At 61.5% G+C, this 26,134-nt stretch carries 25 protein-coding genes; 14 read left to right on the forward strand and 11 right to left on the reverse strand.

All coding sequences use genetic code 11. From position 1 onward, the window contains the following. Positions 1-13: 13 nt before the first annotated feature. The 6 genes from rsmG to hemE form a co-directional block, all read right to left on the reverse strand. A complete protein-coding gene (gene rsmG / locus RTP54_RS28835; protein WP_312367362.1) occupies positions 14-655 on the reverse strand; it encodes a 16S rRNA (guanine(527)-N(7))-methyltransferase RsmG in 642 nt (213 codons plus the stop codon). Beyond that, positions 652-2,535 (reverse strand): tRNA uridine-5-carboxymethylaminomethyl(34) synthesis enzyme MnmG, encoded by a 1,884-nt coding sequence (mnmG, locus tag RTP54_RS28840; protein WP_312367364.1) that lies wholly within the window; start codon positions 2,533-2,535, stop codon positions 652-654. Before mnmG ends, rsmG begins: the two co-directional genes overlap by 4 nt. A 95-nt stretch (positions 2,536-2,630) precedes the next feature. Further along, complete coding sequence (gene mnmE, locus RTP54_RS28845) at positions 2,631-3,956, reverse strand: tRNA uridine-5-carboxymethylaminomethyl(34) synthesis GTPase MnmE (RefSeq protein WP_312367366.1); 1,326 nt, start codon at positions 3,954-3,956, stop codon at positions 2,631-2,633. A 394-nt stretch (positions 3,957-4,350) separates the two neighbouring features. After that, a complete protein-coding gene (gene rho / locus RTP54_RS28850; RefSeq protein ID WP_089044254.1) occupies positions 4,351-5,616 on the reverse strand; it encodes a transcription termination factor Rho in 1,266 nt (421 codons plus the stop codon). A 190-nt stretch (positions 5,617-5,806) separates the two neighbouring features. Beyond that, positions 5,807-6,349: a protoporphyrinogen oxidase HemJ gene (gene hemJ, locus RTP54_RS28855; RefSeq protein ID WP_112810463.1), complete on the reverse strand. Its 543-nt coding sequence runs from the start codon at positions 6,347-6,349 to the stop codon at positions 5,807-5,809. Then, complete coding sequence (gene hemE / locus RTP54_RS28860) at positions 6,346-7,377, reverse strand: uroporphyrinogen decarboxylase (RefSeq protein WP_312367370.1); 1,032 nt, start codon at positions 7,375-7,377, stop codon at positions 6,346-6,348. The genes hemJ and hemE overlap by 4 nt, the downstream gene beginning before the upstream one ends. A 406-nt stretch (positions 7,378-7,783) precedes the next feature. Here hemE and RTP54_RS28865 point away from each other — a divergent pair, with 406 nt between their 5' ends. The 5 genes from RTP54_RS28865 to dnaQ are packed head-to-tail and all read left to right on the forward strand — an operon-like array spanning position 7,784 to position 11,385. Further along, complete coding sequence (locus RTP54_RS28865; protein WP_112810465.1) at positions 7,784-8,605, forward strand: pyruvate, water dikinase regulatory protein; 822 nt, start codon at positions 7,784-7,786, stop codon at positions 8,603-8,605. A 31-nt stretch (positions 8,606-8,636) separates the two neighbouring features. Beyond that, positions 8,637-9,236 carry a Maf-like protein gene (locus RTP54_RS28870; protein ID WP_312367459.1) on the forward strand — a complete coding sequence of 200 codons (600 nt, stop codon included), beginning with the start codon at positions 8,637-8,639 and terminating at the stop codon, positions 9,234-9,236. Further along, positions 9,229-10,089, forward strand: coding sequence for a shikimate dehydrogenase (locus tag RTP54_RS28875; RefSeq protein WP_312367372.1), 861 nt, complete (start codon positions 9,229-9,231; stop codon positions 10,087-10,089). The genes RTP54_RS28870 and RTP54_RS28875 overlap by 8 nt, the downstream gene beginning before the upstream one ends. Continuing rightward, positions 10,086-10,685, forward strand: a complete 600-nt coding sequence (gene coaE / locus RTP54_RS28880) for a dephospho-CoA kinase (protein ID WP_312367374.1) — start codon at positions 10,086-10,088, stop codon at positions 10,683-10,685. The genes RTP54_RS28875 and coaE overlap by 4 nt, the downstream gene beginning before the upstream one ends. Next, positions 10,678-11,385, forward strand: coding sequence for a DNA polymerase III subunit epsilon (gene dnaQ / locus RTP54_RS28885; RefSeq protein WP_312367377.1), 708 nt, complete (start codon positions 10,678-10,680; stop codon positions 11,383-11,385). Before coaE ends, dnaQ begins: the two co-directional genes overlap by 8 nt. A 55-nt stretch (positions 11,386-11,440) precedes the next feature. Here the strand turns inward: dnaQ and secB are convergent, their stop codons facing one another. Both secB and RTP54_RS28895 read right to left on the reverse strand, forming a co-directional pair. After that, on the reverse strand, positions 11,441-11,938 hold the full coding sequence (gene secB / locus RTP54_RS28890; protein WP_112810469.1) for a protein-export chaperone SecB: 498 nt from the start codon (positions 11,936-11,938) through the stop codon (positions 11,441-11,443). A gap of 81 nt (positions 11,939-12,019) precedes the next feature. Continuing rightward, the gene (locus RTP54_RS28895; RefSeq protein WP_312367379.1) at positions 12,020-12,526 is read right to left on the reverse strand and encodes an FxsA family protein; all 507 of its coding nucleotides are present in this window, start codon (positions 12,524-12,526) and stop codon (positions 12,020-12,022) included. 130 nt (positions 12,527-12,656) lie between these two features. Between RTP54_RS28895 and RTP54_RS28900 the strand changes: the two genes are divergently transcribed. The 5 genes from RTP54_RS28900 to gyrB all read left to right on the forward strand — a co-directional run bounded on the left by RTP54_RS28900 (position 12,657) and on the right by gyrB (position 17,987). Further along, positions 12,657-13,361: a Tim44/TimA family putative adaptor protein gene (locus RTP54_RS28900; protein ID WP_112810471.1), complete on the forward strand. Its 705-nt coding sequence runs from the start codon at positions 12,657-12,659 to the stop codon at positions 13,359-13,361. 15 nt (positions 13,362-13,376) lie between these two features. After that, on the forward strand, positions 13,377-14,483 hold the full coding sequence (locus RTP54_RS28905) for a murein transglycosylase A (RefSeq protein ID WP_312367381.1): 1,107 nt from the start codon (positions 13,377-13,379) through the stop codon (positions 14,481-14,483). Beyond that, positions 14,476-15,042, forward strand: a complete 567-nt coding sequence (locus RTP54_RS28910; RefSeq protein ID WP_312367383.1) for a Smr/MutS family protein — start codon at positions 14,476-14,478, stop codon at positions 15,040-15,042. Before RTP54_RS28905 ends, RTP54_RS28910 begins: the two co-directional genes overlap by 8 nt. Continuing rightward, positions 15,039-15,416 carry a helix-turn-helix transcriptional regulator gene (locus RTP54_RS28915; protein ID WP_312367385.1) on the forward strand — a complete coding sequence of 126 codons (378 nt, stop codon included), beginning with the start codon at positions 15,039-15,041 and terminating at the stop codon, positions 15,414-15,416. Before RTP54_RS28910 ends, RTP54_RS28915 begins: the two co-directional genes overlap by 4 nt. Before the next feature lie 135 nt (positions 15,417-15,551). Next, positions 15,552-17,987: a DNA topoisomerase (ATP-hydrolyzing) subunit B gene (gene gyrB / locus RTP54_RS28920; protein ID WP_112818217.1), complete on the forward strand. Its 2,436-nt coding sequence runs from the start codon at positions 15,552-15,554 to the stop codon at positions 17,985-17,987. A 60-nt stretch (positions 17,988-18,047) separates the two neighbouring features. On the opposite strand, the gene RTP54_RS28925 is transcribed toward gyrB, so the two are convergent. Beyond that, entirely contained in the window at positions 18,048-18,644 is a 597-nt protein-coding gene (locus RTP54_RS28925; protein WP_112810476.1) for a nitroreductase family protein, read from the reverse strand. 273 nt (positions 18,645-18,917) lie between these two features. On the opposite strand from RTP54_RS28925, the gene gabD reads away from it, so the two are divergent. Both gabD and hpaI read left to right on the forward strand, forming a co-directional pair. Next, positions 18,918-20,372, forward strand: coding sequence for an NADP-dependent succinate-semialdehyde dehydrogenase (gabD, locus tag RTP54_RS28930; protein ID WP_312367389.1), 1,455 nt, complete (start codon positions 18,918-18,920; stop codon positions 20,370-20,372). 110 nt (positions 20,373-20,482) lie between these two features. Then, entirely contained in the window at positions 20,483-21,289 is an 807-nt protein-coding gene (hpaI, locus tag RTP54_RS28935) for a 4-hydroxy-2-oxoheptanedioate aldolase (protein ID WP_312367390.1), read from the forward strand. Here hpaI and RTP54_RS28940 read toward each other — a convergent pair. Beyond that, a complete protein-coding gene (locus tag RTP54_RS28940; protein WP_312367392.1) occupies positions 21,283-22,371 on the reverse strand; it encodes a mannitol dehydrogenase family protein in 1,089 nt (362 codons plus the stop codon). The two genes, hpaI and RTP54_RS28940, sit on opposite strands and share 7 nt — an antisense overlap. Before the next feature lie 20 nt (positions 22,372-22,391). Next, positions 22,392-23,270 carry a GntR family transcriptional regulator gene (locus RTP54_RS28945; RefSeq protein WP_112810479.1) on the reverse strand — a complete coding sequence of 293 codons (879 nt, stop codon included), beginning with the start codon at positions 23,268-23,270 and terminating at the stop codon, positions 22,392-22,394. A gap of 278 nt (positions 23,271-23,548) precedes the next feature. On the opposite strand from RTP54_RS28945, the gene RTP54_RS28950 reads away from it, so the two are divergent. Both RTP54_RS28950 and RTP54_RS28955 read left to right on the forward strand, forming a co-directional pair. Further along, positions 23,549-25,054 (forward strand): altronate dehydratase family protein, encoded by a 1,506-nt coding sequence (locus RTP54_RS28950; protein ID WP_312367394.1) that lies wholly within the window; start codon positions 23,549-23,551, stop codon positions 25,052-25,054. 42 nt (positions 25,055-25,096) lie between these two features. Next, positions 25,097-26,116, forward strand: coding sequence for an aldo/keto reductase (locus RTP54_RS28955; RefSeq protein ID WP_312367396.1), 1,020 nt, complete (start codon positions 25,097-25,099; stop codon positions 26,114-26,116). Positions 26,117-26,134 lie beyond the last annotated feature (18 nt).

Genomic DNA, 26,134 nt, shown 5'->3' on the forward strand with positions numbered 1-26,134 from the left:
TTCCGCTCGCCAATCACTGAGTTCTTCGCGAAAGATTTGCGATCTCGAGCACGACAGAATCTGGCTCGACGATGCTTGGATGTTTTACCAGATCAAAGTCATAGCGGCCAACGGCTTTGTCGATCTCCCGCTGGTAATCCCGCCCTTTATGGAAATAGGCCACCGTTTTACCACCCTCGGCGGTCATCCACGGCGCAGAATAGTCCAGCAACAGGCTGAGATCGGCAAGAGCGCGGGCAGAGATCGCATCGCATTTCGGCGCGACGGTGCCCGCATCTTCGATTCGGATCGGGTGAACCGAGCCCCGGGCGCCCGTTTCCTGCAAGGCGACGCGCAGAAAGGCGGCCTTCTTGTTGTTGCTCTCCACCAGATGCACCCAACCATCAGCAAATTCCTGGAGGTAGATCGCCGTGATGACGCCTGGAAAGCCGCCGCCACTGCCGAGATCGACCCACGTCTTCGGGCCAGGCGCCAGCTGCGCCAGCTGCAAACTGTCGACGATGTGCCGCCGCCAAAGATCGTCGAGCGTGGACGGAGCAATCAGGTTTATCGACTTTGCCCATTTCTGAAACAGCGCGGCGAAATGCTCAAGGCGTTCATTCGTTTCACGTGAAACACGCAGCCCGTTCGGTCCGGCGAAAGGACTCGTCTTCATTGCACACTCACCTTGTCTTGCCCCTCCGTCGAGCGGTTTACACGCTTCAGCCAAGCCAGAATCAACGACGCCGCAGCCGGAGTCATGCCGTCGACCGTCAACGCCTGCGCCAGATTGCGTGGCGCCCGGCGGGTCAACTTCTGCTTCAGTTCGTTCGACAGGCCCGCCAGTGACGAGAAATCGAAGTCTTCGGGAATGACCAGGTTTTCTTCCCGGCGCACACCGGCAATATCGGACGCCTGACGATCCATGTAGACGGCATAGGCAGCGTCGATCTCAAGCGCTTCGACAACGGTCTGCGGGATATCCCTCAACTCCGGCCATAGCGGCAACAGCGCATCGATCGTCTGATCGGGATAGGATAGGAGTTCGAATGCGGTGCGACGCTGTCCATCCTGGTTCAACTTCAGACCATGGCGATTGCCCTCGGAGGGCGTTATCGACAGTTGCTTCAACAACGTCCGACCGGCATCGAATTGTCCTCGCCATTGCTCGAACCGCGCCTGGCGTGCATCGGAGACACAGCCGATGCTGATGCCCGTTGGCGTCAGGCGCATATCGGCATTGTCGGCACGCAACGACAGCCGATACTCGGCCCGTGATGTGAACATGCGGTAGGGCTCGGTTATGCCTCGAGACGTCAGGTCGTCGACCATCACGCCGATATAGGAATCGGTCCGGCTGAAGATCACAGCGTCCCGGCCCATTGCGGCCTTCGCCGCATTCAAGCCGGCGACAAGGCCTTGGGCTCCCGCCTCTTCATAACCGGTCGTGCCATTGATCTGGCCGGCGAGGTACAGCCCCGGCATCTTGCGCACCGCCAAGCTCGCATCCAGTTCACGCGGATCCACATGGTCATACTCGATGGCATAGCCCGGCTGGACGATGGCTACGGCCTCGAGCCCGGGGATCGTTCGGATAAACGCGTCCTGGACATCCGCGGGCAGGGACGTCGAGATGCCATTGGGATAGACGGTATCGTCATCGAGGCCTTCCGGCTCCAGGAAGATCTGATGGCCGTCGCGTTCGCCGAAGCGAACGATCTTGTCCTCGATGGACGGGCAATAACGGGGACCGACGCCTTCGATCTGGCCGGAATACATCGCCGACTTGCCGATGTTGTCAGCAATGATCTTGTGCGTCGCTTCCGTCGTTCGCGTCACGCCGCAATCGATCTGCGGGTTGACGATCCGATCGGTCATGAAGGAGAAAGGCACTGGCTGCTCGTCGGGCCCCTGCCGGCCGACCCGATCCCAATCGATGGTCTTGCCGTCCAGGCGTGCAGGCGTCCCGGTCTTCAGCCGTCCGAGGCGAAGCCCGTAACGGGTGAGCGTTGCCGACAGTCCGAGCGACGGTTCTTCACCAACTCGGCCAGCCGGAATCGTCTGGTCGCCAATATGGATCAAGCCCTTCAGGAACGTGCCCGTCGTGAGCACGACTGCCGTCGCGCCAAAGGACCTGCCGTCCTTCATAACCACGCCGGTGATCTTGCCATCCCGCTCGATCAGGTCGAAAGCGTCGCCTTCGATGACCGTCAGATTGCTGGTGGCAGCGATCTCTCTTTGCATTGCCTCACGATAGAGTTTGCGATCGGCCTGCGTTCGAGGGCCACGCACCGCGGGGCCCTTGCGGCGATTGAGCAAGCGGAACTGAATGCCCGCCGCGTCGGCAACGCGACCCATCAGTCCGTCAAGCGCATCGATCTCGCGAACCAGGTGACCCTTTCCAAGACCGCCGATTGCTGGGTTACAAGACATGACACCGATGGTCGAAGCCTTATGGGTCAACAGCGCGGTTCGCGCACCGAGGCGCGCCGAAGCCGCGGCCGCTTCACAGCCGGCGTGACCACCGCCAATGACAATGACATCAAAACTGACCATCGTTGTTCTCTCCGATCAAGCGCATTCCGCTCTCGAATCGTTTCACGTGAAACACTTCGCGGGACTCGCTTGCGTTGTATTGCTTTAGTCGAACGTCATTTACCGATACAGAATTCCGAAAATATCACATCCAGCAGGTTTTCGACATCCACCCGCCCGGTGATACGCCCGATCGCGTCGCCGGCAAGGCGAAGCAATTCCGCGCGAATGTCCAGCCCGTATGTCTCGTGCTCCAGGCACTGTGAAATGGCATTGCTGGCTTGCCGCAACGCATCCACATGCCTTTGTCGCGAGGGGATAGAGAGCGCCGTAACGTTTTTTAAATCAGGGAGATAGCTAGATATCGCCGTCAGCAGCTGATCCATGCCCGCGCCGGTTCTGGTCGAGATCGACAGGTCGGCGACAGCACCGACGGCGCGACCCTCTCGATCCGATTTTGTCGCCACCCTCAAAACGGGTACACCTTTAAGATCGAGGCCGTGCAACGTGCCAAAGCCATCCTCGCTTTCGGACAGCAGCAGGACGAGATCCGCATCGGCAATAACGCCGCGGGCGCGGCGAATGCCTTCGCGCTCCACAACCTCATCCGTTTCGCGCAATCCGGCTGTGTCGAACAATTTCACAGAGAATCCGGCTAAGGAAAGGTCAACCGAGAGCACATCACGTGTCGTCCCGGCAATCTCGGTGACAATCGCAATATCCCGCTTCGCCAAAGCATTGAGTAGGCTCGACTTCCCGGCATTCGGTTCACCGGCAATGACGATCTTGAGGCCATCCCGAATGATCTCCCCGATCGGCGCCTGGGCGATGTGTGCGTCAATCTCGTGCCGCAGCAAATCCATATCCTGCCAGATCCGCTCACTGACGGATCCGGGAACATCATCCTCGTCGGCAAAATCAAGCTCGGCTTCGATCATCGCGCGGGCGTGCGTCAGCCGTCTGGCCCAACCGTCATAGATCTTCGATTGGCCGCCGGCCGAATGTTCAAGCGCCAGACGGCGCTGCATTTCCGTCTCGGCAACGATGAGGTCCGAGAGGCCCTCGATTTCAACGAGATCCAACTTTCCGTTCTGAAACGCCCGTCGCGAAAACTCGCCTGCATCGGCGTGGCGCAGGCCGGAAAAGCCGGAAAGCTCCGCAAGCAGGGCCTGAACGACGGCGCGACCGCCGTGGACCTGCAGTTCGGCGCAGTCTTCCCCGGTAAATGAGGCGGGCCCCTGAAAATAGAGGATCAGGCCGCTATCGATCGGGGAACCGTTGCGAGACCGAATCGTTTTGAGTGACGCCAGACGCGGCTCTGGGACCGTGCCGCACAGGGCGAGCAAAACGGATTGCGTCTCGTTGCCGCTGATGCGGATGACGGCAACACCCGATGGTAACGCCCCGCTAGACAGCGCATATATCGTCTCCACCGCTGGCATCGATTTCACCCGGTCCCTTTAAGATTTTCGCTCGACGGCACATGACCCGTGGCCCATGAGGCCATCCAGTCGTTTCGTCCCGCCGGCGGATGAAAGGCCTCTATCGTCGGAACCGATTATCGCGGGCGTATCGGGCGGTCGCGCGCTTATGCCGAAAATGACGGAAAAGATCAAGTCTGCAGACCATCTTCGCGGCAACGTGTTTCACGTGAATCACCGGCGGATCTTGGCCGATCCGCCCGACATGCGATCACTGTTCGTTGCATAGCCGAATCGAAAACTTCAACGAAAAACAAGTTGGAACAGAATCCGGCTAATGAACGAAGGCACAGAAACGAAAAGACCGGGCAACTAAGTTGCCCGGTCGCTGAGACATCGGTCGAACCAAACTCGATCAGGTGTTCATCGAGTCGAAGAAGTCGCCGTTGTTCTTGGTCTGCTTCAGCTTGTCGATCAGGAACTCGATCGCGTCGGTCGTACCCATCGGTGCCAGAATCCGGCGAAGGACGAAGATCTTCTGCAGATCCTGTCGCGGAACAAGCAGGTCTTCCTTGCGCGTGCCGGACTTGAGAATGTCCATCGCCGGGAAGATGCGCTTGTCGGCGACCTTGCGGTCGAGAACGATTTCCGAGTTGCCGGTGCCCTTGAACTCTTCGAAGATGACTTCGTCCATGCGGCTGCCGGTATCGATCAGCGCCGTCGCGATGATCGTCAGAGAGCCGCCTTCTTCGATATTGCGCGCGGCACCGAAGAAACGCTTCGGACGCTGCAGGGCGTTGGCGTCGACACCACCGGTCAACACCTTGCCCGATGAGGGGACAACGGTGTTGTAGGCGCGGCCGAGGCGGGTGATGCTGTCGAGCAGAATGACGACGTCGCGGCCATGTTCGACAAGCCGCTTGGCTTTTTCGATTACCATTTCGGCGACCTGGACGTGGCGCGTTGCCGGTTCGTCGAAGGTGGAGGAAACGACTTCGCCCTTCACCGAACGCTGCATGTCGGTCACTTCTTCCGGCCGTTCGTCGATCAGGAGGACGATCAGATAACATTCCGGATGATTGGCGGTGATCGAGTGTGCGATGTTCTGCAGGAGGACCGTCTTACCGGTGCGCGGCGGAGCGACGATCAGGCCGCGCTGGCCCTTGCCGAGCGGGGCGACCAGGTCGATTACCCGGGCGGAGAGATCCTTCGACGTCGGGACGTCGAGTTCCATCTTGAAGCGTTCGTTCGGATAAAGCGGCGTCAGGTTGTCGAAGTGGACCTTGTGACGGATCTTTTCCGGATCGTCGAAATTGATCGTGTTGACCTTGAGTAGCGCGAAATAGCGCTCGCCTTCCTTCGGTCCGCGGATCGGGCCCTCTACCGTGTCGCCGGTCTTGAGCGAGAAACGGCGGATCTGCGACGGCGAAATGTAGATGTCGTCGGGACCCGGGAGATAGTTGGCATTGGCAGAACGCAGAAAGCCGAAACCGTCCTGCAGAACCTCGACGACGCCTTCACCGATGATTTCGATGTCCTGGGCGGCGAGCATCTTGAGAATGGCGAACATCAGTTCCTGCTTGCGCATGGTGCTGGCGTTTTCCACCTCGAGCTCTTCGGCAAAGGCCAGAAGATCGGTCGGCGTCTTGTTCTTAAGTTCTTGTAGCTTCATTTCAGCCATGAAGGATCCATGTTTCGTAACGGAATGGGAAGACGGCGTGTTTTCTGAAGGGAGCTGCAGCAGGGGGGCAGGCTCTGGTCTTTGTCACAAGCCATGAAGAGGAGATGGCAGAAAATAGCGATTCACGTGAAACGCCGCAAGGGGTTGTCGAAAATTAGCCGCAACTCCGACAATTAGCAATCTATAAAATTCAGAACGGCTTCACGACCACCATGATCACGATCAGGATCATCAGCAGCGTCGGCGCCTCGTTCATCAGGCGCCAGTAGCGCGCGGTGCGGCGGTTTTCATCCCGCGCAAACGACCGTACAGCCCGACCAAAGCCCACATGCACCACAGTCAGCAACACAACGAACAGCAATTTCGCGTGCAGCCAGCCACCCTGAAAACCGTAAACGCTCCAGGCGAGATAAAGTCCGAGCACCCAGGAGATCATCATTGCCGGGTTCATGATGACCTTCAGCAAGCGCTGTTCCATCATCTTGAAGGTCTCGGACTGCTCCGAGCCGGGTGCCGCGTCGGTGTGGTAGATGAACAGGCGCGGCATGTAAAGCAGCGCCGCCATCCACGACATCACCGCGATCACGTGCAATGCCTTGATCCAGAGATAGAGGCTCTCCGGCTGCCAGACGAAGAGCCCGATCAGAAGGGCGGCAAAAGCGCCAAGCGCGATCATGGCCCTCAGCCGCGCCTTGTTTCCCGGGCCACTATCGGTCTGGCGCTCGCTCATCACCGTTCTCCGCGAACCCGCGACACGAGCGCCGAGACATGGGCAGGATCGGCCTGAGGTGTGATCCCGTGGCCGAGGTTGAAAATCAAAGGGCCATTTCCGAGCGCATCGAGAATGCGGTCGATGCCCTCTTCCAGCGCGACACCACCGGCAACGACCCGCATCGGATCGAGATTTCCCTGCACCGGGCCTTCCTTCTGCAAATCGACGGCAAAGGCCAATGGCACGGTCCAATCGAGCCCGATGGCATCGGCACCGGTTTTCTGCCGATATTGCTTCAGGAGGAGCCCTGCGCCCTTGGCAAAGGCTATGATCCTGGCCCGTGGACGTCGCGCCCTGACAGAAGCGATCATACGGGCGACCGGCTTCACGGCGAAACGCTCGAATTCTTCTTCGCCGAGAACGCCGGCCCAGGAGTCGAAAATCTGCACGGCGTCGGCGCCCGCGTCGATCTGCTCGACCAGATAGTCGGCCGAGACGTCAGCCAGAAATGTCAAAAGCCGTTCGAACGCCTCCGGATGTCTGTAGGCGAACAGTCGGGCAGGGGCCTGATCCGGCGTACCATGGCCGGCGATCATGTAGGTCGCCACCGTCCAGGGCGCCCCGCAAAAACCGAGCAGCGTGGTCTCGGTCGGCAGCTCGGCACGAAGACGCGACACGGTTTCAAAGACAGGTCTCAGATGGTTCGAAATGCCTTCCGGCTTCAGCGCCAGGATCCCGTCGACGTCGATAGGATCCATTTTCGGTCCATGACCTTCCTCGAAGCGAACATTGCGCTCCAGCGCATCCGGAATGACGAGGATGTCGGAAAAGAGGATGGCTGCGTCAAAAGCATATCGGCGGATCGGCTGTAGCGTGACCTCTACGGCGAGATCGGGCGTGTAACAGAGATCGAGGAAGCTTCCGGCGACAGCACGCGTCGCTCGATATTCCGGAAGGTATCGACCTGCCTGGCGCATGAGCCAGACGGGAGGGGGACTGACCGTCTTCCCGCCCAGAACCTCCAGAACTTTCCTGCGTGTCTCGGCCACGAATGGTCTCTCCCAATAAATAAACAAAGGTATTTAGACTCTTTCTATTTCTTAGAGTCGGTGGGTATCAAGGATTAAAAGCTGACCACACTTCATCCACGACCGCCCGATCCGACGGAGCCGCGCGGGAGGCAGATTGGCGCTTGGCCCCGCGCTTCGTGGATAAGTCCGAAAAATCGATGGAAATCATATGATTGCGGTGATCGAAAAAGCGCGCATATCTGTGGACAACCGGTCTAAACACGTGACACTTTGTCATCTCCATGAGTCTTGTCCACAAGCTCCGCGAAGCATTCTTCGGCGTTGGGCAAATTGTGAATAAGTCGGGAGTTTTCCCGTCCACCGAGCCTGCCTGGCGTCGCCGGGCGTTTTTATCCCGGTTTATCAACAGCACCCGGAGAATAGCGTGGAGAACAAGAAAAACTACTTCCACCTGCATCTGATCTCCGATTCGACGGGGGAGACCTTGATCGCCGCCGGGCGGGCTGCAGCGGCTCAATTCCAGGCGTCGCATGCGCTGGAGCATGTCTATCCGCTGATCCGCAATCGCCGTCAGTTGCTGCAGGTTCTCGATGCCATCGATGGCGCGCCGGGGATCGTGCTCTATACGATCGTCGATCGTGAGCTTGCCGGCATCATCGACCAGCGCTGCCGCGAAATGGGCGTGCCCTGCGTTTCCGTCCTGGATCCCATCATCGAGCTCTTCCAGTCTTATCTCGGTTCGCCATCCAGACGCCGTTCGGGTGCGCAACACGTGATGGATGCCGACTACTTCGCTCGGATCGACGCCTTGAATTTCACCATGGATCACGACGACGGGCAGTTGCCGGTCGATTTCGATGACGCCGACGTGGTGTTGATCGGCATCAGCCGAACATCAAAAACGCCGACATCCATCTATCTCGCCAACCGCGGCATCAAGACCGCCAACATTCCGATCGTTCCCGGCGTGCCGCTTCCCGAGCGGTTGATGGCGGCGACAAAACCCCTGGTCGTCGGCTTGATCGCGACCGCCGATCGGATTTCCCAGGTGCGCCAGCACCGGGTGCTCGGAACCACGCAAGGCTTTCACGGCGATCAATATACCGATCGCGCCGCCATCGCCGAAGAGCTCAAATATGCCCGCGCGCTCTGCGCGCGCAACAATTGGCCGCTGATCGACGTCACCCGCCGTTCGATCGAGGAAACCGCAGCGGCCATTGTTGCCCTGCGTCCGAGGCTGCGATAGAGCGAATCCGAACAATTCGGGAACTTAGATGATGACAGCTTCACTCGTCCTGGCTTCGGCAAGCCCGTTCCGTCGCGCTCTTCTCGAAAATGCAGGGCTGGTGTTTGCCGCCCGCGCTGCCGAGATCGACGAGCGGGCGCTGGAAAAGCCGCTCGAGGAGCGGGGCGCTTCTCCCGAAGACGTCGCGCTCAGCCTCGCCGAAGCCAAGGCACGGGATGTGGCCATGCACGTTCCCGATGCGCTTGTAATCGGTTCGGACCAGACGATGTCGCTCGGTCAGCGCGTCTATCACAAACCGAAAGACATGGCGCAAGCCGCACAACATCTCCTGTCCTTGTCCGGCAAGACGCATAGCCTCAACAGCGCGATCGTTCTCGTGCGGGGTGGCGAGGTGCTCTGGCGCCATGTCTCGTCGGCACAGATGTCGGTGCGCCCGTTGACGCAGGATTTCGTCGATCGCCATCTGCAGCGCGTCGGAGAGAAGGCACTGTCGAGCGTCGGCGCCTACCAGCTGGAGGGCGAGGGCATCCAGCTGTTCGAAAAGATCGAGGGCGACTACTTCACCATTCTCGGTCTTCCGATGCTGCCGCTGCTCGCAAAACTTCGGGAATTGGAAACGATCGATGCGTGATTCACGTGAAACATTTGTTAACCACGCCTTTGTCACTGGCTATCCGGTCAGGCATTCGAGGTCGCCGCTGATCCATGGCTACTGGCTGAAACAGCTCGGCATAGAGGGCAGCTACCGCGCGCATGAGGTCAAGCCGGAAGACTTTTCAGCCTTCGTCGCCGCGCTGAAGCAGGGCACATCGGGCTTCTGCGGCGGCAATGTCACCATCCCGCACAAGGAAGTGGCCCACCGTCTGGCGGATCGTCCGGATGAGCTCTGTCTGGAGCTCGGCGCTGCCAACACGCTATGGCTCGAGGGCGGAGAAGTTCACGCCACCAACACGGACGGCCAAGGGTTCGTCGCCAATCTCGACGAGCGCGCCGATGGTTGGGACCAGTGTTCGACCGCGGTCGTCCTTGGTGCCGGCGGCGCCAGCCGTGCCGTCATCCAGGCCGTGCGCGATCGTGGCATCAAGACGATCCATGTGGTCAATCGCACGGTGGCAAGAGCTGAGGAATTGTCCGACCGCTTCGGATCGGCCGTGCACGCCCATCCGATGGAGGCACTGGCTGACGTCATGGCGGGCGCCGGCCTGTTCATCAACACTACGTCTCTCGGCATGGATGGCCAGGATGCGCCGCAGATCGATTTCAGCGTGATGGCCGGAAATGCCGTCGTGACCGATATCGTCTATGTCCCGCTGAAGACGCCGATGCTTCGCCAGGCGGAAGAACAGGGCTTCGCCATCGTCGATGGGCTCGGCATGTTGCTGCATCAGGCAGCGCCCGGTTTCGAGCTGTGGTTCGGCCGCCGGCCCGTCGTCGACGAACATCTCCGGCAACTCGTCATCGACGACATGGGAGCGCACGCATGATGATCGTCGGCCTGACCGGATCCATCGCCATGGGCAAGTCGACCGCGGCACAGATGTTCCGCGACCTCGGCGTTCCGGTCAACGACGCCGATGAAGTCGTGCACGCGCTTTATCGCGGCGAAGCGGCCGCCCCCGTCGAGGCGGCCTTTCCGGGCACGGCCCGGGACGGCATCATCGATCGGGCCGAGTTGTCCCGACAGTTGCTGGCGACACCGGAAAGGTTGCGCGAACTGGAGGCGATCGTGCATCCGCTCGTTCGGCAGAAGGAGCGCGCGTTCCTCGACGGCAATATTGCCGCCGGCGCGCCTTTCGTGGTTCTCGATATTCCGCTCCTGTTCGAAACGGGAGCCGAGGCGCGCGTCGACCGGGTAGTCGTCGTCAGCTGCGCACCGGACATTCAAAGGGAACGGGCGATGAAACGCCCGGGCATGACCGAAGAGAAATTTGCTATGATCCTGGCGCGTCAGGTGCCGGACAGTCAGAAGCGTGAACGCGCCGACTACGTAATCGATACCAGCGACAGCTTCGACAACACACGCCAACAGGTGAGGGCGATCGTCGACGATCTCACCGTCAATGGAGCGCCCGATGCGTGAGATCATCTTCGATACGGAAACCACCGGCCTCGACAATCGCGAGGACAGGGTGATTGAAATCGGTGGCGTCGAGCTGGAAAATCAGTTTCCGACTGGCCGCACGCTGCATATTTTCGTCAATCCGGGCAATCGCAAGGTCCATCCTGATGCGCTTGCCATTCACGGCATCACCGACGAGTTCCTGAAAGACAAGCCGCCTTTCGCCGACGTCGCCCAGCAGATCCTCGATTTCTTCGGCGACGCCCGCTGGGTGGCACACAATGCCACCTTCGACATGGGCTTCATCAATGCCGAGTTTGCCCGCATCGGATTGCCGGCCATTGCGGGCGAAAGGGTGACGGACACGCTGGCTCTGGCCCGGCGCAAAAATCCGATGGGCCCGAACTCGCTCGATGCGCTCTGCCGTCGCTACGGTATCGACAACTCACATCGCGCCAAGCACGGCGCGCTTCTAGACTCCGAGCTTCTTGCCGAAGTCTATATCGAGATGCTCGGGGGGCGTCAGGCCGCGCTCGGTCTGGTGTCGAATAACAGCGCGCAAGGGCAGGTCGTCGAACACGACGATGCGCCGATCGCCATCGCGCAACGCCCGCGGCCCTTGCCGAACCGGCTGTCGGAAGCCGACGAGGCGGCGCACGCTGCGCTGGTGGCCAAGATGGGTGCCAAGGCGATCTGGGCCAAGTACGATCTGCAGAAATGAAAAAAGCCCGGTTCAACCGGGCTTTTTCCTGATTGCGATCCCAACTGGATGGAGATCAGTTGGCGGTCTCGTTGGTCACCTGCGAGCGGACCTTTTCTTCGGCCATGCGCTGGGCGAACATCTGGGCGAAATCGATCGGGTCGATCATCAGCGGCGGGAAGCCGCCGTTGCGGGTCGCGTCGGCAACGATCTGGCGCGCGAACGGGAACAGCAGGCGCGGGCACTCGATGAAGAGCAGCGGCAGCATGTGTTCCTGCGGGAAGCCGGCAACACGGAAAACGCCGCCATAGGAGAGCTCGACGTTGAACAGAACGCGCTCGCCGTCCTTGGCTTCCGCGTTCAGCGACAGGAGAACGTCGAAGTCGTTCTCGGCCAGCGGGTTGGCGTTGACATTGACGTTGATGTTGATCGAAGGCGCATTGTCACGAGCCTGCAGCGAACGCGGTGCGCCCGGGTTCTCGAAGGAGAGATCCTTGACATACTGGGCGAGGATGTTGAGCGACGGGCTCTGCTGCGCGCTGCCGTTGCCGTTGGATGCGGTATCAGTCGTCATAAGGGTTTCCTCGACTTCGAATTGGGTGAGGCCATCTAGCATTTCGTCATAGGGCTTACAACCCTGCGCCACAGGCGCTTGCTATTGCCGACGGCGCTCTTCGGGCGGGTTGGCTTCGTCGTCGTCGGTCCTCGAGAACTCGCCTTCGCCAAGGTCGATGACCTGTGGTCGGGCGCGCTCTTCGGGCCGGTGGCTCGGTCCGCGCCAGGCCTGGCCCGATGCGGCGGTCACGACCGTCATCTTCGACCTGAGGTAGCCGGCAACTGCCAGACGGACGGGTGGCAAGAATAGAAGCAGGCCGAAGAGGTCGCTGATGAAGCCGGGCACGATCAGCAGCAGCGCCGCGACGAACATCAAGGCGCCGCCGAGCAACTCGCGACCGGGGTCGCTGCCCGTGCGCGTTGCTTCCTGCACGCGCCTGATGACGGCGAAACCCTGGACGCGAAGCAGGACGACCCCGGCGATAGCGCTGAGCAAAACGAGCAGCAGTGTCATGCCCAGGCCAATTTCGCGACCGACGATGACGAAGCCGGCAATCTCGGCGAGGGGCAGTCCCAGAATGACCAGGGGTATGAACAATGAACGCATTGGCGGTGCCTGAAAGGGTCTTTGCGTCGTCGCCACCGATCTAAGGGTGCGACAACGCGATTTGAATGATCTATCCTTGCGGACTATATGGAATAGCTACGAGAAATTCTAACAGCGGTTTCAGGTGGAAATGGGCTCTTTCGACTTCATCACGTTTTTTTTCTTGATCGCCGCAGTGGTCATTTTTCTGCAGTTGCGCAGCGTTCTCGGACGCCGGACCGGCAGCGAGCGGCCACCGTTTGATCCCTATTCGCCGCGCGACATGAGCCAGGGGCCCGAAAAGGCCGACAATGGCAAGGTCGTGCAATTGCCGCGCCGGGACAATGTCGAAGACGATTCGGCGCGTTACGCCGCGATCGATGCCTTCGCCAAGGTGGGCACGCCGCTGAACGATCAACTCCGTTCGCTGACCGATGCCGACACCGGCTTCGATCCGAAGGAGTTCGTCAACGGCGCCAAGATGGCCTACGAGATGATCGTCATGGCTTTTGCCGACGGTGATCGCAAGACGCTGAAGAACCTGCTGTCGCGTGAAGTCTACGAGGGCTTCGATGCGGCGATCGCCGAGCGCGAGCGCAAGGGCGAAGTGGTGAAGTCCACGTTCGTCGGCATCGAGAAGGCCGACATCGTCCACGCCGAAGTCAAGGACAGCGAAGAAAACATCACGGTGCGGATCGTCAGCCAGTTGATCTCGGCGACCTACGACAAGCAGGGTGCCGTGATCGATGGCGACGCGGAGTCGGTGGCGGAAGTTAACGATCTCTGGACTTTCTCGCGCGACATTCGCTCGCGTGATCCGAACTGGAAGCTGATCGCGACCGAATCCGAAAACTGATCGGAAAGAGCGACCATGACGCTTCGACTAGAGCCTGTCACCTTTTCCGAGTTGCCGGGGTGGCAGGACGATGATCCGACCGCGGTGATCGAGGCGCTGCGTCGCTGTCATCACCACGTCTCGACCGCAAAGCCCTATCGCACCGGTTCGCTCGGCGTTTCGGTCGACGATTTGATGCCCGCGCTTGCGGCGGCCGGTGCGCCGGTGGCTGGTGCCGATGCGGCGCGAGCCTTCTTCGAACAGCACTTCGTTGCCTTCAGGATCCGGCCGGAAACGGGTGGGACCGGTTTCGTCACCGCGTTCTACGAGCCCGAGATCGAAGTGCAGTCGGTTGCCGATGAGATCTTCCGCTATCCGATCTACCGGCGCCCGATCGATCTCGTTGATATCGACGACACCAATCGGCCGCCGGATATGGATCCCTATTTCGCCTTCGGCCGGATGCATGACGGCGTGGTCGGCGAGTATCCCGACCGGCCGGCGATTGAAAAGGGCTTCCTGGCCGGGCGCGGTCTGGAGATCGCCTATGCGAAATCCAAGGTCGACGTTTTCTTCGTTCACGTCCAGGGAGCCGCGCGGCTCGTCTATCCCGACGGTTCTCGCCGGCGCATCACCTATGCCGCCAAGACCGGGCATTACTTCTCGCCGATCGGCAAGCTCTTGATCGATCGCGGCGAGATTGATGCCGGCACCGTCTCCATGATGAGCATTCGCGCCTGGCTCGCCGCAAATCCGGATCGGGTCGACGAGGTGCTCTGGCACAATCGATCCTTCATCTTCTTCCGCGAAGCCGACGTGCAGGACGAACGGCTGGGACCGGTCGCAGCCGCCAAGGTTTCGCTGGAGCCGGGACGCTCTCTTGCCGTCGACCGGCTGATCCATACCTTCGGCGTGCCATTTTTTATCTCAAGCGACAGCCTGACGCGCCTCGATGCCGGCGAGCCGTTTCGCCGCCTGATGCTGGCGCTCGATACCGGATCGGCGATCGTCGGCCCGGCGCGCGGCGATATCTTCACCGGATCGGGTGAGCTGGCCGGCGAGCTTGCCGGTGCGGTTCGCAACGAAGCCGATTTCTACATCTTCATTCCCAGCGCTGCCGCGGCAAGATACGGCAATGGCTAGGGGCAAGAAGCTATCGCCGGAAGAGCGGATCCTGTGGGGAAAAGTTGCCCGCACGGCAAGGCCCATGCCCGGCCGGCTCGACGAATTGCGGGAGTTCCTCGGCGAGGATGTTCCTGTCGTGGCCAAGGAAGAGCCGCAAAGGAAGCAGGCAACGCCCACCGCTGGCACTGCTGAAGAACAACAGGGAATTGCGCTCAGCAACACCTCGAACGGCCGACACCACTACCCCTTGGAAAAGCCCGTCAAGCGCAAGCTGTCCAAGGGGCACCTGGCGCTCGAAGCGCGCATCGACCTGCACGGAATGATCCAGAGCCAGGCCCATGGCTTCCTCTTGCATTTTCTCCTGAGAGCGCATGAACGCGGGCTGCGCCATGTTCTCGTCATCACCGGCAAGGGAACATCGATCGGTAGCGACGGGGCCCTCAAGCGCGCCGTGCCGCTCTGGTTTTCGCTGCCGGAGTTCCGGCCGTTGATCTCGAGCTATGAGCCGGCGGCGCGCAATCACGGCGGAGAGGGCGCGCTTTATGTCCGCCTTGCCCGCAAGGGAAGCGCGCCGTGACCCCCTTTGGTGCGGTGGTCCGGGATCTGCGTCGCAAGAAGGGCGTGTCGCAGAAGCAGATGGCCGCGGCGATCGGCGTGTCGGCCGCCTATCTCTCGGCGCTGGAGCATGGAAAACGCGGCGCGCCGAGCTTCGATTTCCTGCAACGCGTGGCCGGCTATTTCAATGTCATCTGGGACGAAGCCGAGCAATTGTTCCGCATCGCCCATGTGTCGGCTCCGAAAGTGACGCTGGACACATCGGGGCTGGCGCCGGAATATACCGCCTTTGCCAACCGCCTGAGCGGGCAAATCCGCGATTTATCCATCGACACCATCCGCGCCCTGGAAGATGTTTTGGAAAAAGCCACATTTCCTGCTAATGACAGGGGATGAGCAGCTGTTTTCCGGCCGCGGCAAGCGGTCCGGGATTTGGAACCGTGGACAAATTTTCTATAGTCCGCGAGGCGTCCGAGACGTGATTCGCAACGAATCACCACGTCCGAAGAACCTGGAAAGACCCGAAGCCGAATGACCGATATTCCTGAAACCGATACCGGCGCCGCCGCCGAATATGGTGCCGACTCCATCAAGGTGTTGAAGGGCCTGGATGCCGTGCGCAAGCGGCCGGGCATGTATATCGGCGACACCGACGACGGCTCCGGTCTGCACCACATGGTCTATGAGGTGGTCGACAACGCGATCGACGAGGCGCTTGCCGGCCATGCCGACATCGTCACGGTGACGCTCAATGCCGACGGCTCGGTGACGGTCACGGACAACGGCCGCGGCATCCCGACCGACATCCACAAGGAAGAGGGCGTCTCGGCGGCCGAGGTCATCATGACCCAGCTCCATGCCGGCGGCAAGTTCGACCAGAATTCCTATAAGGTCTCGGGCGGTCTGCACGGCGTCGGCGTTTCGGTAGTCAACGCGCTGTCCGTCATGCTGCGTCTGAAGATCCGCCGCTCGGGCAAGATCCACGAGATGAGCTTCACCCATGGCGTGGCCGATGGTCCGCTGAAGGTGATCGGTGATGCCGGCAGCGATACGGGCACGGAAGTGACGTTCCTGCCGAGCACGGAGACGTTCACCAAGACGGAGTTCGACTACGGCACGCTCGAACACCGCCTGCGCGAACTCGCCTTCCTGAATTCCGGCGTGCGCATCGTCCTCACCGACAAGCGCCATTCCGATGTGCGCCAGGACGAGATGATGTATGACGGCGGCCTCGAAGCCTTCGTCTCCTATCTCGACCGCGCCAAGAAGCCGCTGGTTCAGAAGCCGGTCTCGATCCGTGGCGAAAAAGACGGCATCACCGTCGAAGTCGCGATGTGGTGGAACGACAGCTATCACGAGAACGTGCTCTGCTTCACCAACAACATCCCGCAGCGCGACGGCGGCACGCATATGGCCGGCTTCCGTGGTGCGCTTACCCGGCAGGTCACTTCCTATGCCGATACGTCAGGGATCACCAAAAGGGAAAAGGTCACCCTTCAGGGCGAGGACTGCCGCGAGGGCCTCACGGCCGTTCTCTCGGTCAAGGTTCCCGATCCGAAGTTCTCGTCGCAGACCAAGGACAAGCTGGTGTCCTCGGAAGTCCGTCCCGTGGTCGAAAGCCTCGTCAACGAAGCGCTGAGCACCTGGTTCGAGGAGCATCCGAGCGAAGCCAAGATCCTCGTCGGCAAGGTCGTCGAGGCGGCTGCTGCCCGTGAGGCGGCGCGCAAGGCACGCGAACTGACGCGCCGCAAGGGCGCGCTCGATATTTCCTCGCTGCCGGGCAAGCTGGCGGACTGCTCCGAACGCGATCCGGCAAAGTCCGAAGTCTTTCTGGTGGAAGGGGATTCGGCCGGCGGTTCGGCCAAGCAGGGGCGCTCGCGCGAAAACCAGGCGATCCTGCCGCTGCGCGGCAAGATCCTCAACGTCGAACGCGCCCGCTTCGACAAGATGCTTTCCAGCCAGGAAATCGGCACGCTGATCACCGCGCTCGGCACGTCGATCGGCAAGGATGAGTTCAACGCCGACAAGCTGCGCTACCACAAGATCATCATCATGACGGACGCCGACGTCGACGGCGCCCATATCCGCACCCTGCTGCTCACCTTCTTCTTCCGCCAGATGCCGGAACTGATTGAGCGCGGTCATCTCTATATCGCCCAGCCGCCGCTCTATAAGGTGACGCGCGGCAAGTCCGCCCAGTACCTGAAGAACGAGCAGGCGCTGGAAGACTACCTGATCTCCATGGGTCTTGAGGAAGCGACGCTTCAGCTCGCGTCCGGCGAGGTTCGCGCTGGACAGGACCTGCGCGAAGTCATCAACGATGCGCTTCGCCTGCGCAATCTGATGGATGGCCTGCATTCGCGCTACAGCCGTTCGATCGTCGAACAGGCAGCGATCGCCGGCGCCTTGAATGTCGAGCTGAACGGCCAGCGTGAACAGTACGAGCAGGTCGCCGTCGAAGTGGCGCGCCGGCTCGACGTGATCGCCGAGGAGACCGAACGCGGCTGGACCGGCACGGTGACGGCCGAGGGCGGCCTCAAGCTCGAGCGCATGGTCCGCGGCGTCAAGGAAGTGGCCGTTCTCGATATCGCGCTGATCGGCTCGTCCGACGCCCGCCATATCGACCAGCTGACGTCGAAGCTCAAGGAAATCTACTCCGCGCCGCCCGTGCTGCGTCGCCGCGATGGCGCCCAGGATATCAGCGGCCCGCGCGCGCTTCTCGATGCGATCTTCGCCGCAGGGCGCAAGGGTCTTTCGATGCAGCGTTACAAGGGGCTGGGTGAAATGAACGCCGAGCAGCTCTGGGAGACGACGCTCGATCCGAACGTGCGCTCGCTGCTGCAGGTCCGCGTCAATGATGCGACCGACGCCGACGGCCTGTTCTCGCGCCTGATGGGCGACGAGGTTGAACCGCGCCGCGACTTCATCCAGGAAAACGCGCTGAGCGTCGCCAACCTCGACATCTGACCGCGATCAGTTCTGGCTTTTTGAGATCCCGGTGCCGCAAGACACCGGGATCTTTTTTGTCTATTCCGCCTTGAAGCGACCTTCGAAGGCGAGTTCGGAGAGCGGCTTGCGCTGGCTCGGCTTCTCACGCTCGCGCAGGTCGTCGGGAAGCGTCGAGGGATCGGCGAGCCGGCCGATCGCCACGGCCGCCTCGACCCGGTGGTACTCTGGAACGCCAAGCGTGCTCATTGCCTTGTCGCGGTCGATGCCGGCCATGGCGTGCGCGTGCCAGCCGGCAGCCGTCGTCTGCAGCGCCAGGCTGAGCCAGGCGGCGCCTGTGTCGAACGCATGGGTGTAGGCTGGCCGCATCTCGCCGGAAGCCGCCTGGTTGTGTGTCTTGGAGATGACGATCACCAGTGCCGCGGCATGTTTCGCCCAACGCTGGTTGCTCTCGTGCAGGATATCAAGCAGGCGTGCGAAATGCTCGGTGCCGCGACGGGCGTAGACGAACCGCCAGGGCTGGTTGTTGCTCGCAGAAGGCGCCCAGCGCGCGGCTTCGAGCAGCGACAGCAGCTCCTGCTCGCCCATCTCCTCGTCGGTGAACGCACGCGGCGACCAGCGTTTCAGGAACATCGTGTCGATCGGATGGTCGGCGGTTCGGTGATTGCTTTGCGTCATGAACGTACCTCTTCTATCGTACCTTGAAATTCGTCGGGAGAGCGGTGCCATCGATGGTGGGGCCGGCAAGGAGCAAACCTTGTGGCGAGATCCGCAGCGGACGCTACATGGGATCTGGGAGCGATGAAACCACTTCGTATCCAGCCCGCCCATCGTTTCGCCAGCCCTCTTCGGCCGCCGGCCGGAATATTCAGAAACGGTCTTTCGGGTGATTGTCGAGTTCGATAAAAAAGTTGTATAAGTTCTGTAGATTTTTTGGAGAGAGGACGCGCGATGACTTTTAAGGACCCGTCACTGTTTCGCCAGGCTGCCCTGATCGGCGGCGAATGGATCGAAGCGAGTGCCGCCAATGCGATCGATGTGGTGAACCCGGCAACGGGCGAAGTGATCGGGCGCGTGCCGAAACTTGGCGCCAAGGAGACGAAGGCTGCGATCGAAGCGGCGCGCCTGGCGCAGAAGGGCTGGGCTGCCCGCACCGCCAAGGATCGCGCCGGCGTGCTTCGCAGCTGGTTCGAGCTGATGATCGAGCACAAGGACGATCTCGGCCGCATCCTGACGCTGGAACAGGGCAAGCCACTGGCCGAGGCGACGGGCGAGATCGTCTATGGTGCCAGCTTCGTCGAATGGTTCGCCGAAGAGGCTCGTCGCATCTATGGCGACCTGATCCCCGGCCATCAGCCGGACAAGCGCATCATGGTGATGAAGCAGCCGATCGGCGTCGTCGCGGCGATCACGCCCTGGAACTTCCCCAATGCGATGATCACACGCAAGGCCGGCCCGGCCTTTGCCGCCGGCTGCGCCATGGTGCTGAAGCCGGCATCGCAGACACCATTCTCGGCAATCGCGATTGCGGTTCTCGCCGAGCGCGCCGGCCTGCCCAAGGGCCTGTTCAGCGTCGTTACCGGCTCGGCCCACGAGATCGGCGCCGAGATGACTGCCAACCCGGTGGTACGCAAGCTCACCTTTACCGGCTCGACCGAGGTCGGCGCCGAGCTTTATCGCCAGAGTGCGGCCACCATCAAGAAGCTCGGGCTGGAACTCGGCGGCAATGCCCCCTTCATCGTCTTCGACGATGCCGATCTCGATGCCGCCGTCGAAGGCGCGTTGATTGCCAAGTTCCGCAACAATGGCCAGACCTGCGTCTGTGCCAACCGCATCTATGTGCAGGACAAGGTCTATGACGCCTTCTCGGAAAAACTGGCAGCCGCGGTTGCCAAGCTGAAGATCGGCAACGGTCTTGACCAGGGCGTTATTCTCGGACCGCTGATCGACACGGCGGCTCTTGAAAAGGTCGAGGAACATATCGCCGACGCCACCGCCAAGGGCGCGCGCGTGATCCAGGGCGGCAAGCGCCACGCGCTTGGCGGCACCTTCTTCGAGGCGACGGTTCTGGCCGATGTCACCCAGGCGATGGCAGTCGCCCGCGAAGAGACCTTCGGGCCGGTGGCGCCGCTGTTCCGCTTCAAGGACGAGGCCGATGTCGTCGAGCAGGCCAATGATACCGAGTTCGGTCTTGCCTCCTATTTCTATGCCAAGGACCTGGCGCGGGTGTTCCGCGTGGCCGAGGCACTGGAATACGGCATGGTCGGGGTCAACACCGGCCTGATCTCGACGGCGGAAGCACCATTCGGGGGCGTCAAGCTCTCCGGTCTCGGCCGCGAAGGCTCGAAATACGGCATCGAGGAGTTCTGCGAGATCAAGTATGTCTGCCTCGGTGGCATAGCCTGAGATTGTCTCACGTCTGATCCGATCTGATCGCGAAACCGGCCGGAAAACTCTGGCCGGTTTTTTCGTTTGTGGGTACAGAGATTGCATTCGTGAAAAGAGGAGATGACGCGATGCCGGCACCGATCAACCCCTTCAAGGCAGCCCTTCGCGGGCAGCGCTTTCAGCTCGGGCTGTGGGTCGCGCTGGCAAGCCCCTATGCGGCCGAGGTCGTCTCGGGCAGCGGCTATGACTGGCTGTTGATCGACGGCGAGCACGCGCCCAACGACCTGCCGCTTCTCTCCGCCCAGTTTCGGGCCGTCGCGGGATCGTCGAGCCACCCGATCGTGCGCCTTCCTGTCGGCGACACCGCGCTCATCAAGCAGGCGCTGGATGTCGGCGTACAGACCTTGCTGATCCCGATGGTCGAGAGCGTCGAGCAGGCAAGGGAGCTGGTCCGTGCCACGCGGTATCCTCCGCACGGCATCCGCGGCGTCGGCGCGGCACTGGCGCGCGCATCGCAGTTCGGCCGGATTGCCGACTATCTCCACACTGCCAACGACCAGATCTGCCTGCTCCTGCAGATCGAGAGCCGTGCGGGTCTTGCAGCGATCGACGAGATTGCCGCGCTCGAAGGTGTCGACGGCCTGTTCATCGGTCCATCGGATCTGGCGGCCGACATGGGCTATCTCGGCAGTCCGGGCCACCCGGAGGTCAGGGCGGCGATCATCGACGCCTTTGCCCGCATCGAAAAGGCCGGCAAGGCGCGGGGTATCATGACACTCGATCTGGCGCAGGCGCGCGACTACCGCGAACTCGGCGCCGATTTCATGGCAATCGGCACTGATGTGACGTCGCTGGTACGGGCGACCCAGGCTCTGCGGCAGGAATTTACAGGCGAGGAAGGCCAGGCGGGAAACAAGCTCGAATCCGGCTACTGATCGCTGATCGCCCGCAGCATTGGCATGGCGACACCAGGGCACCAGCGGCGGAGCTCGACAATCCGCCGTGCAATCTTTTCGGCGTGATGGCTGGCGATATCGGCGAGCCGGTGATCGAGGAATGGATTGCGGAAGCGGTCGAGTGTCGTTTCGACATAGGCGCTCGCCTGCGGCCCGAGGCCCTTGACGGCAAAGGCCGGAACGACCTCCTGGCCGTAGATGTGGTCCAGCCGTTCGGCGACGTCGGCATCGGCAAGGATTTGCCGAACCGTTTCCCAAGGACGGCGACCCTGTCGGATCCAGATGTCCGCGAGCACCGTATGTCCGAGGTTGAGGATATGAAGCTTCAGCTTTTCGTATGGCGTGAGATCGTCGACCATCAATACGCATTCGTGCGCAATGGGTGCCCTTAGCCCGGATTGTCTTTCGATCGCCCAAAGCGCGTAAGGTTCGGCGACAGCGCCGGCCGGTTCTATCGGTTCGGAAACGATGCGGTCGACTAGCGTATTGGCCCAGATGACCTCGCTTTCCAGCCAGCCGGAAAAACCCGGGTCGTCCAGTCTCTCGTAAGCAAGCTTCAGTACGATCGCTTTCAGTACATCGCCATTGCGTGAAACCAGTTCGCAGGGAAGCACGGTCAGCGGCTTGCCGCCGGCATCGAAGCGGGCTTTCAGAAGCATGAGAAGCTTGCCGGGAAAGGAACGTGGCACCCGCGCCGAGAGGTCGTCGCCAGCGATGTCGTAGCCGGTATCGCCGGTATTTGAGATCAGGAAGTCTGCTTCGTCCGCGACGATGCCACGGATGGCGTCCCAGTCGCCATTGGTCGACAAGGCGCGGGTGACGCTGGTCACCCGCTCCACTCTATCGACCGACTTTCCGTCGACAAGGCCACGGATCGCAACCGGAAAGCCGCCAGACTGCGTCAACGCCGCCAGGCGTCCGGAGCGTTCGGGCGACCCGGTCGTTTGTACGACGGTGATGGGGCCCGGCGCCGCCTGCCGTTCGAGCGCCTCGCTGATGAAGAGATCGACATGCGCCTGAAGAAAGCGGCTCGTTCCAAACTGCACAAACGGGGTCTTCATCATGGGGTTCCGGTCGCTTGCTATGGAATGGATTGCAGCAGGGTCTCGCGTGCCGAGCGCAGATGCCGGCGGCAGGCTTCCTCGGCGCGTTTCGGATCGTGCGAGCGGAGCGCCTCGATATAGGCGAGGTGCTCCTCCAGCGCCCGGGCGTTGCGCTGCCGCGCATTGGTCTTGTTCCACTGGTAGTGATAGTGGAACACGATCGAGATGATGTCGTAGAAATCGACGATGAAGCGGTTGCTCGAGGACTTGTGCACCAGGAGGTGAAAGCGCTCGTCGAGTTCGGAAAATTCCGTGTAGCGGTTGTCGATGTCGGCAAGGATCTCGTGGTGCACCGCTTCGATCCTGCTGAGTTCCTGCCAGGCGGAATGATTGTCGGGCAGCGCCACGAAGCTTGCCGCCGAGCGCAGCTCGAACATCTCGCGCACTTCCGTCAGCTCCAGCGCAAATTCCCGGGTGAAGCCCTTGAGGATCCAGTGGCTGTTCGGCCTCTTCTCGATCAGCCCGAAGCGGCTGAAGCGGATCAGGAATTCGCGCACGCTGGTGGTGCCGGTGCCGATCTCGCGGGCCAGTTCCAGCTCGTTGATCTGCATGCCCGGCTCGGCGCCGCCGGCCAGAATCCGGCGCATGAAGCTACGCTCGATGATCTCGGCAAGCGAATCCGTTTCCTCCGTCGGGAAATAGTCGTCCGGCTGCGGCTGGCGCAGCACGATCTTCTTGCGCTTGTCCCAGGTGATGAGCTTTTCTTCTTCGAAGCGGCCGAGAATGGCGCGCACCGTTGTCCGGCTGACGCCGAGCACCTGTCCCAGCTCCGGCTCGGAGGGCAGGGAGGATGTTTCCGCCAGCACCTTCAGGCAGCGGTTATAGGCATCCTTGAAGACGGTGTTCTGCTTTGCCATTGCCAATATCCGGGCGGTTGAGGTTGCACGGGCGAGAAAACGCTGATGCGATCAGCCTTCGTCGGCCGCCGATCTAGCCTGCCGGAGCGTACTTGTCTTCGTCTCTGCCACGAAAATCATGAGGTTTCTCCCGTGTTGCGGTTTTGATCGCGTGCGCACTTCGCTCTGCCGTGTTCGTCCTTCGCGCATAATACCCATTGACGGCGATCTGTCTATTGTGGATAAAAGACAAATAGACCTATCTCGAAATCGCAGCAGTTTTCACGGAGAACTTCGCAGTGTCAGTGCCGTCTTCGATCCTTCTGGCGCCTGAGGACAATGTGGTGGTCGCAACGCTGGCGATCGACGCTGGCGAGGCGCTGCCGGGCGGCGTTCGCGCGGCGACGAAGATCGATGCCGGACACAAGGTGGCGATCCGGCCGATCCATGCCGGCGAGCCGGTGGTCAAATATGCCCAGGCGATCGGTCGGGCGACCAGAGACATAAAAGCCGGCGAACATGTGCATTCCCACAATCTCTCCTTCGACCAGGATCGGTTGGCGATCAGCCCGCAAGGGACGCCGGAAGAGGCGAGTGCCGCCGACCGGGCGCGCACCTTTCTCGGCTATCGGCGCGGCGACGGAAGGGCAGCGACCCGCAACTATATAGGCATCATTGCCAGCGTGAACTGTTCCACCACGGTGTGTCGTGCGATCGCCGAGGAGGCCAACACGCGCATCCTGCCGAAATACGAAGGCATTGACGGCTTCGTGCCGATTGTCCACGACCAGGGCTGCGGGATGTCGTCGACCGGGGACGGCATGATGAACCTGCACCGGACGCTCGCCGGCTATGCAAGGCACGTCAATTTCGGCGGCGCGCTGATGGTGGGGCTCGGCTGCGAGGTCAACCAGCTGACCCTCTACGGGCAAAGCGGTGCGGGACAGGAAAAGCGCCATTTCAACATCCAGGAGGCGGGCGGATCCCGGCGGTCGGTCGAGCGGGCGCTCGGCATGCTCGAGGAAATAGCAGTGGAAGTCGGGCGCCAGCGCCGTGTCGCCATTCCGGTCAGCGAAATCATCGTCGGCCTGCAATGCGGCGGGTCCGACGGCCTGTCCGGCATCACCGCCAACCCGGCGCTCGGCGCGGCGGTCGATATCCTGGCGGCCGTTGGCGGCACCGCGATCCTATCGGAAACCTCGGAGATCTACGGTGCCGAACATCTGCTGCGCAGCAGGGCTGTCAGCGATGCGGTTGCGGAGAAACTCGACGGGTTGATCGCCTGGTGGGAGACCTATGTGGCGCTACACGGCGCGTCACTCGATAATAATCCTTCGCCGGGTAATAAACGTGGCGGCCTCACCACCATATTGGAGAAGTCACTGGGGGCCGTGGCCAAGGGCGGGCGTTCGCCGCTCAATGCGGTCTACGGCTATGCCGAGCGCGTCACCGAACATGGGCTCGTCTTTATGGATACGCCTGGCTACGATCCGGTATCGGCAACGGGCCAGGTGGCGGGCGGCGCCAACGTCATCGCCTTTACCACCGGTCGCGGCAGCTGCTTCGGCTGTCGGCCGGCGCCGTCGATCAAGCTGACCAGCAACACCGCGTTGTTCCGGGCGATGGAAGAGGACATGGACATCGATTGCGGCGTGATCGCCTCGGGGGAGGCGACGATCGCCGGGCTCGGTCGCGAGATCTTCGATCTCATCATCGACACTGCGTCGGGAAAGAAGACCAAGAGCGAACTCTTCGGTTATGGCGACAATGAATTCGTGCCCTGGCATCTGGGGGCGACACTCTGACGATGTGATTTCGCGCATCCTTGGAGGGGAGGAGACAAGGGAATGCAGACGAGAAAGATCGGTCGGACCGACCTGTCGGTGACCGAATACAGTTTCGGCGCAGCCGGCCTTGGCGGGCTCTACCGCGAATGCACGCGCGATGCGGCGATGGCGACGCTTGATGCTGCCTGGGCGGCGGGCCTTCGCTACTTCGACGTTGCGCCTTACTACGGCCTCGGGCTGGCCGAGCGCCGGGTCGGCGACTTCCTGCGCGAAAAGCCGCGCGACGATTTCGTGCTGTCGACCAAGGTCGGGCGGCTGCTGCATCCCGTGCCCGAAGGCGAAGTGCCGGACTATTCCTACGTCAAGCCGCTGAACTTCGACGTGGCGTACGACTACAGCTACGATGCCATCATGCGCTCGGTCGAGTTCAGCTATGCGCGTCTCGGCCTCAATCGCATTGACATCCTGTACGTGCACGATATCGGCGTCTACACTCATGGCGCTGCCCGCAACGCCGCCTATCTGAAGCAATTGCTCGATTCCGGCCTGAAGGCGCTGGAGGAACTGAAGGCTGGCGGGGTCATTGCCGCCTATGGGCTGGGGGTCAACGAGGTCCCGGTCTGCCTTGATGTGATGCGCCACGCCGAGATCGACTGCATCCTGCTTGCGGGCCGCTACACGCTGCTCGACCGATCTGCCGTCGCCGAACTTCTCCCCCTTTGCGAAAGGAAGAAGACGTCCCTCATCGTCGGCGGCGTGTTCAATTCGGGCATCCTTGCCACCGGCCCGGTCGAGGGCGCCCATTTCGACTACATGCCGGCGAGCGCTGAGATTCGCGACAAGGTCAAAGCCATGGAACGCATCGCCCGGGAGCGTGGCGTGCCGCTCGCCGCCGCCGCCATGCAGTTTCCGCTCGACAATCCCGTGGTTGCCTCGGTGCTTCTCGGCACGGCGAAACCGGAAAGCCTGAGGCGCAACATGGACGCGTTGCGGCACCCGATGACAAAGGCCGATTTCTCAGAATTCGAGCCCTATACGCTCGTCGCTCCTGCGCTTGGATTGGAGGCTGTCCGGGCCTGATGCCGCGGGGTGCCGGGC

The organism is Ensifer sp. (assembly GCF_031989085.1).
GTDB lineage: Bacteria > Pseudomonadota > Alphaproteobacteria > Rhizobiales > Rhizobiaceae > Ensifer.

Coding starts and splice junctions, on each gene's coding strand:
- rsmG (WP_312367362.1), bottom strand. CDS start 655: ATGAAGACGAGTCCTTTCGCCGGACCGAACGGGCTGCGTGTTTCACGT.
- mnmG (WP_312367364.1), bottom strand. CDS start 2,535: ATGGTCAGTTTTGATGTCATTGTCATTGGCGGTGGTCACGCCGGCTGT.
- mnmE (WP_312367366.1), bottom strand. CDS start 3,956: ATGCCAGCGGTGGAGACGATATATGCGCTGTCTAGCGGGGCGTTACCA.
- rho (WP_089044254.1), bottom strand. CDS start 5,616: ATGGCTGAAATGAAGCTACAAGAACTTAAGAACAAGACGCCGACCGAT.
- RTP54_RS28870 (WP_312367459.1), top strand. CDS start 8,637: ATGACAGCTTCACTCGTCCTGGCTTCGGCAAGCCCGTTCCGTCGCGCT.
- RTP54_RS28875 (WP_312367372.1), top strand. CDS start 9,229: ATGCGTGATTCACGTGAAACATTTGTTAACCACGCCTTTGTCACTGGC.
- coaE (WP_312367374.1), top strand. CDS start 10,086: ATGATGATCGTCGGCCTGACCGGATCCATCGCCATGGGCAAGTCGACC.
- dnaQ (WP_312367377.1), top strand. CDS start 10,678: ATGCGTGAGATCATCTTCGATACGGAAACCACCGGCCTCGACAATCGC.
- secB (WP_112810469.1), bottom strand. CDS start 11,938: ATGACGACTGATACCGCATCCAACGGCAACGGCAGCGCGCAGCAGAGC.
- RTP54_RS28895 (WP_312367379.1), bottom strand. CDS start 12,526: ATGCGTTCATTGTTCATACCCCTGGTCATTCTGGGACTGCCCCTCGCC.
- RTP54_RS28900 (WP_112810471.1), top strand. CDS start 12,657: ATGGGCTCTTTCGACTTCATCACGTTTTTTTTCTTGATCGCCGCAGTG.
- RTP54_RS28905 (WP_312367381.1), top strand. CDS start 13,377: ATGACGCTTCGACTAGAGCCTGTCACCTTTTCCGAGTTGCCGGGGTGG.
- RTP54_RS28910 (WP_312367383.1), top strand. CDS start 14,476: ATGGCTAGGGGCAAGAAGCTATCGCCGGAAGAGCGGATCCTGTGGGGA.
- gyrB (WP_112818217.1), top strand. CDS start 15,552: ATGACCGATATTCCTGAAACCGATACCGGCGCCGCCGCCGAATATGGT.
- RTP54_RS28925 (WP_112810476.1), bottom strand. CDS start 18,644: ATGACGCAAAGCAATCACCGAACCGCCGACCATCCGATCGACACGATG.
- gabD (WP_312367389.1), top strand. CDS start 18,918: ATGACTTTTAAGGACCCGTCACTGTTTCGCCAGGCTGCCCTGATCGGC.
- hpaI (WP_312367390.1), top strand. CDS start 20,483: ATGCCGGCACCGATCAACCCCTTCAAGGCAGCCCTTCGCGGGCAGCGC.
- RTP54_RS28940 (WP_312367392.1), bottom strand. CDS start 22,371: ATGAAGACCCCGTTTGTGCAGTTTGGAACGAGCCGCTTTCTTCAGGCG.
- RTP54_RS28945 (WP_112810479.1), bottom strand. CDS start 23,270: ATGGCAAAGCAGAACACCGTCTTCAAGGATGCCTATAACCGCTGCCTG.
- RTP54_RS28955 (WP_312367396.1), top strand. CDS start 25,097: ATGCAGACGAGAAAGATCGGTCGGACCGACCTGTCGGTGACCGAATAC.